General features: G+C 63.4%; 5 protein-coding genes. 1 reads left to right on the top strand and 4 read right to left on the bottom strand.

All coding sequences use genetic code 11. The features are described from left to right. Nucleotides 1–161: 161 nt before the first annotated feature. A complete protein-coding gene (locus tag EN750_RS24055) occupies nucleotides 162–875 on the top strand; it encodes a DUF805 domain-containing protein (RefSeq protein WP_127397864.1) in 714 nt (237 codons plus the stop codon). Here EN750_RS24055 and EN750_RS24050 read toward each other — a convergent pair. The 4 genes from EN750_RS24050 to EN750_RS24035 all read right to left on the bottom strand — a co-directional run bounded on the left by EN750_RS24050 (nucleotide 872) and on the right by EN750_RS24035 (nucleotide 3,362). Next, a complete protein-coding gene (locus tag EN750_RS24050) occupies nucleotides 872–1,348 on the bottom strand; it encodes a GNAT family N-acetyltransferase (protein ID WP_127397862.1) in 477 nt (158 codons plus the stop codon). The two genes, EN750_RS24055 and EN750_RS24050, sit on opposite strands and share 4 nt — an antisense overlap. Nucleotides 1,349–1,352: 4 nt before the next feature. Further along, the gene (leuB, locus tag EN750_RS24045; protein WP_127397861.1) at nucleotides 1,353–2,456 is read right to left on the bottom strand and encodes a 3-isopropylmalate dehydrogenase; all 1,104 of its coding nucleotides are present in this window, start codon (nucleotides 2,454–2,456) and stop codon (nucleotides 1,353–1,355) included. Nucleotides 2,457–2,617: 161 nt separating this feature from the next. Then, entirely contained in the window at nucleotides 2,618–2,968 is a 351-nt protein-coding gene (locus tag EN750_RS24040) for a VOC family protein (RefSeq protein ID WP_127397859.1), read from the bottom strand. Nucleotides 2,969–2,978: 10 nt separating this feature from the next. Further along, nucleotides 2,979–3,362, bottom strand: a complete 384-nt coding sequence (locus EN750_RS24035; RefSeq protein ID WP_127397858.1) for a RidA family protein — start codon at nucleotides 3,360–3,362, stop codon at nucleotides 2,979–2,981. Between the last annotated feature and the right edge of the window lie 160 nt (nucleotides 3,363–3,522).

The following is a 3,522-nucleotide window of genomic DNA, read 5'->3' as shown; positions in this document are numbered from 1 at the left end:
TTACTGTCAGGACTCTCGACTGTCATGTTCTGCTTCGGCCGGAGGCGGTTGCACTCGATGCCTTATGCTTCATTTGCCGCTAAGACGGTAGCCATGCTGGCTTGCCCATCGGCCCGGCCCTGTGCCACCTTCGGCCGGGACGTGGCGAGCGGGGGTGGCAAATGCGCGGCGAAGTGCTTCACTATGACGAGATCCAGGGCTTCGGCTTCATATCCGGGGCCGACGGCAACCGTTACACCTTCACCCGCGAGAACCTGCGCCGGGAAACTGCTATGCGGAAGGGCGCGGCCGTCGAGTTCCAGCCGGGTGGCGGCCAGGCGCGCGACGTTTTTTCGATCACCGCTCCGACTGCCGCTCACTCCGCCGCCAATCCCAGCGTCAAAGCCGCACCGGCCCAGGCCAGCGTTCCGTCCGCAGTGGTCCCGCCCGCTGCGCAGCATTTCGGTCGATCTTCCGAGATAGCCGAGCCCGGCGATCTCTGGGGCTATTTCTGGCGCGGCGTGACGCAGAACTATTTCAATTTCGCCGGACGCGCCCGCCGCAAGGAATATTGGGGCTACTGCCTGTTCTGGACGGTTTGCCTGCTGATCATCGGCGGCATCGGCCTGTACACCGATATGGATATGGGCGGTTTCGACAGTGATATCTCGGGCGCGATAACGGTCGGGTTGTGCGGCACGTTCCTGCTGGCGACACTCCTTCCCAGCCTCGGCATGATCGTGCGGCGTGTGCATGACGCGGGTCTGAGCGGCTGGTTTGCACTGCTGGGCTTCATCACTCCCATTGGCAGCATTGCCTTGCTGGTCTTCGGACTTCTGCCGTCCCAGGTGGGCGAAAACCCTTGGGGACCAGTGCCGGCAGGCGTCAGGATCTAGCCGCTTTTCAGCGCCTCGCCCGAAAGCCTGAGAAAGACCTTCTGGCCGTGGCGTTCGGCGCCAAGCCGGTCGTAGAAGCGCAGTGCGCCCTCGTTCCAGTCCTCGCTGGTCAGGTCGATGCGGCCGATGCCTTCGCGCAGGCAATGATCGGCGAGAAAGCCGATCAGCGCCCGGCCGACGCCGGCGTTGCGAACCTTCTCGCACACGAACAGATCCTTGAGGAACAGCAGCCGCTCGAGATCGATACCAGGATGCGCGATCGCCACCGACGCCAGGCCGCTGACTTCGCCGTCGACGAAGGCGAGCGCGAAATGCGGATAGGCCGGGCTTTCCTCGCCAAGCCATTTGCGTGCAGCAGACAGGGCCCGGTCGGCATCGAGAGGTGGCTGCCGGTAGTGAACAGCCATCTCGCACAATATGGCCGCGAGTGCCGCGGCGTCGTCGATCGTCGCCCAGCGGACGTCGACCGTCACAGTATCAGCCCAGGAATTTGGCGATGATCGCGTCGCCCATCTCAACCGTACCGACCTCGGTCATGCCATCGGACATGATGTCTTTCGTCCGCAGGCCCGCGTCGAGCACGGCGGCGATCGCGCTTTCGACGCGGTCGGCTTCATCGACCATGCCGAAGGAATAGCGCAGGCACATGGCGAAGGAAGCGATCATGGCGATCGGGTTGGCGATGCCCCTGCCGGCGATGTCGGGGGCCGAACCGTGCACCGGCTCGTAGAGCGCCTTGCGCTTCTTGGTCTTCACATCAGGCGCGCCGAGCGAGGCCGACGGCAGCATGCCGATCGAGCCGGTCAGCATGGCGGCAATGTCGGACAGCATGTCGCCGAACAGATTGTCGGTGACGATGACGTCGAACTGCTTTGGCCAGCGCACCAGCTGCATGCCGCCGGCATCGGCCAGCATGTGGTCGAGCTTGACGTCGGAATAGCGCGCCTTGTGGGTCTGGGTGACGACCTCGTTCCACAGCACGCCCGACTTCATCACATTGCGCTTTTCCATCGAGGTGACGTGGTTCTTGCGCGTCCGTGCCAGTTCGAAGGCGACGCCCGAAATGCGCTCGATCTCGAACGTGTCGTAGACCTGGGTGTCGATGCCGCGCTTCTGGCCGTTGCCGAGATCGATGATCTGCTTGGGCTCGCCGAAATAGACGCCGCCGGTCAGCTCGCGCACGATCAATATGTCGAGGCCTTCGACCACCTCCTGCTTGAGCGAGGAGGACGCCGCCAGCGCCGGGTAGCAGATGGCCGGGCGAAGGTTGGCAAACAGCTCCATGTCCTTGCGCAGGCGCAGCAGGCCGGCCTCAGGGCGCACCTCGTAGGGCACCGCATCCCATTTGGGACCGCCGACGGCGCCGAACAGCACCGCGTCGGCCGCCATCGCCTTTTCCATGTCGGCATCGGAGATCGCCGCGCCATGCGCGTCATAGGCGCAGCCGCCGACCAGCCCCTCATCGGTGGCAAAACCGCTGCCGAGCTTGTCGTTCATGACCGCGATCAGTTTCTTGACCTCGGCCATGGCCTCGGGACCGATGCCGTCACCGGGGAGCAGGAAAAGATGCTTCGTTGCCATGGAGGAACCGTCCTGGAAAGAATTTGAACCGCGGCCTTGCTAAACGCCAAGCCGGTTGTGCGCAAGGAGTAACGCAGCGATCAAGAACAACCTCGTTCGTTTGCGATCCTTCGCGCTCCCCTCTGCCCCGCCAGCCTCCCGCAAATTGCAGCGCCTTGCCTTCACCGATGCGAGAGAATGTTGACCAGCCGGCCGAACGGATCGCGGACATAGAAGCGGCGCACGCCCCAGGGCTCGTCGGCCGGTCCGTATTCGATGGCGAAGCCCGCCGCCTGCATGGCGTCGAGCGCCGCATCGACATCATCGACCTCGATCGAAAGATCCGGCACCGGCGTTTCGGAGCCGCCTTGCGCCATGAAACTGACCTGAACATCCATCTTTGCTTGCGAGCCATAGGTGGCGATCCAGCCAAGGTCCATCAGCACATCGAGGCCGAGGACATCCTGGTAGAAATGCTTCGCCGCGGCGACATTCGATGTCTCGATATTGGCAACGATGCGCTGGACTTTCATCGTCGGCCTTTCATGCCGTGCGCCGCAGCGCGGTGACTTCGATCTCGATCTTCATTTCCGATCTGTTGAGCTGGCAGACGATCATCGTCGCCGCCGGCCTGATCTCGCCGAACGTCTCGCCGAGGATCGGGAAGACGATGTCCACGAAGGCCTGGTCGGTGATGTAGTAATGCGCCCGCACCACGTCAGCCATCTCGAAGCCGCCGTCCTTCAGCGCCTTGGCAATCGTCGCCAGGCAATTGCGCGTCTGCGCCTCCACCGTCTCCGGCATCGTCATCGTCGTATAGTCGTAGCCGGTCGTCCCGGACACGAAACACCAGTCGCCCTGCACCACCGCACGCGAATAGCCGGCGGTCTTTTCGAAGGGCGAACCGGTGGAGATGAGTGTGCGCATGGGAGGTTCTCGCAGGATTTGGTGGCCATTTTGCAGGGAAAGGGTAGGGCTGGCCATGGGCCAACGCAGGTGGATTGGCGGTGCAAACCTTCGATGCCGGCGGGACAGCACCCCCCTCTGGCCTGCCGGCCATCTCCCCCTCAAGTGGGGAGATTAGCAG

It is taken from the genome of Mesorhizobium sp. M7A.F.Ca.ET.027.03.2.1 (assembly GCF_003999175.1).
Taxonomy (GTDB): Bacteria; Pseudomonadota; Alphaproteobacteria; order Rhizobiales; family Rhizobiaceae; genus Mesorhizobium.
This window is presented reverse-complemented; position numbering and strand designations above follow the sequence as displayed.

Bases quoted from the DNA above. Each gene is read 5' to 3' on its own strand.
- leuB (WP_127397861.1), bottom strand. From the start codon at position 2,456: ATGGCAACGAAGCATCTTTTCCTGCTCCCCGGTGACGGCATCGGTCCC.
- EN750_RS24040 (WP_127397859.1), bottom strand. From the start codon at position 2,968: ATGAAAGTCCAGCGCATCGTTGCCAATATCGAGACATCGAATGTCGCC.
- EN750_RS24035 (WP_127397858.1), bottom strand. From the start codon at position 3,362: ATGCGCACACTCATCTCCACCGGTTCGCCCTTCGAAAAGACCGCCGGC.
- EN750_RS24055 (WP_127397864.1), top strand. From the start codon at position 162: ATGCGCGGCGAAGTGCTTCACTATGACGAGATCCAGGGCTTCGGCTTC.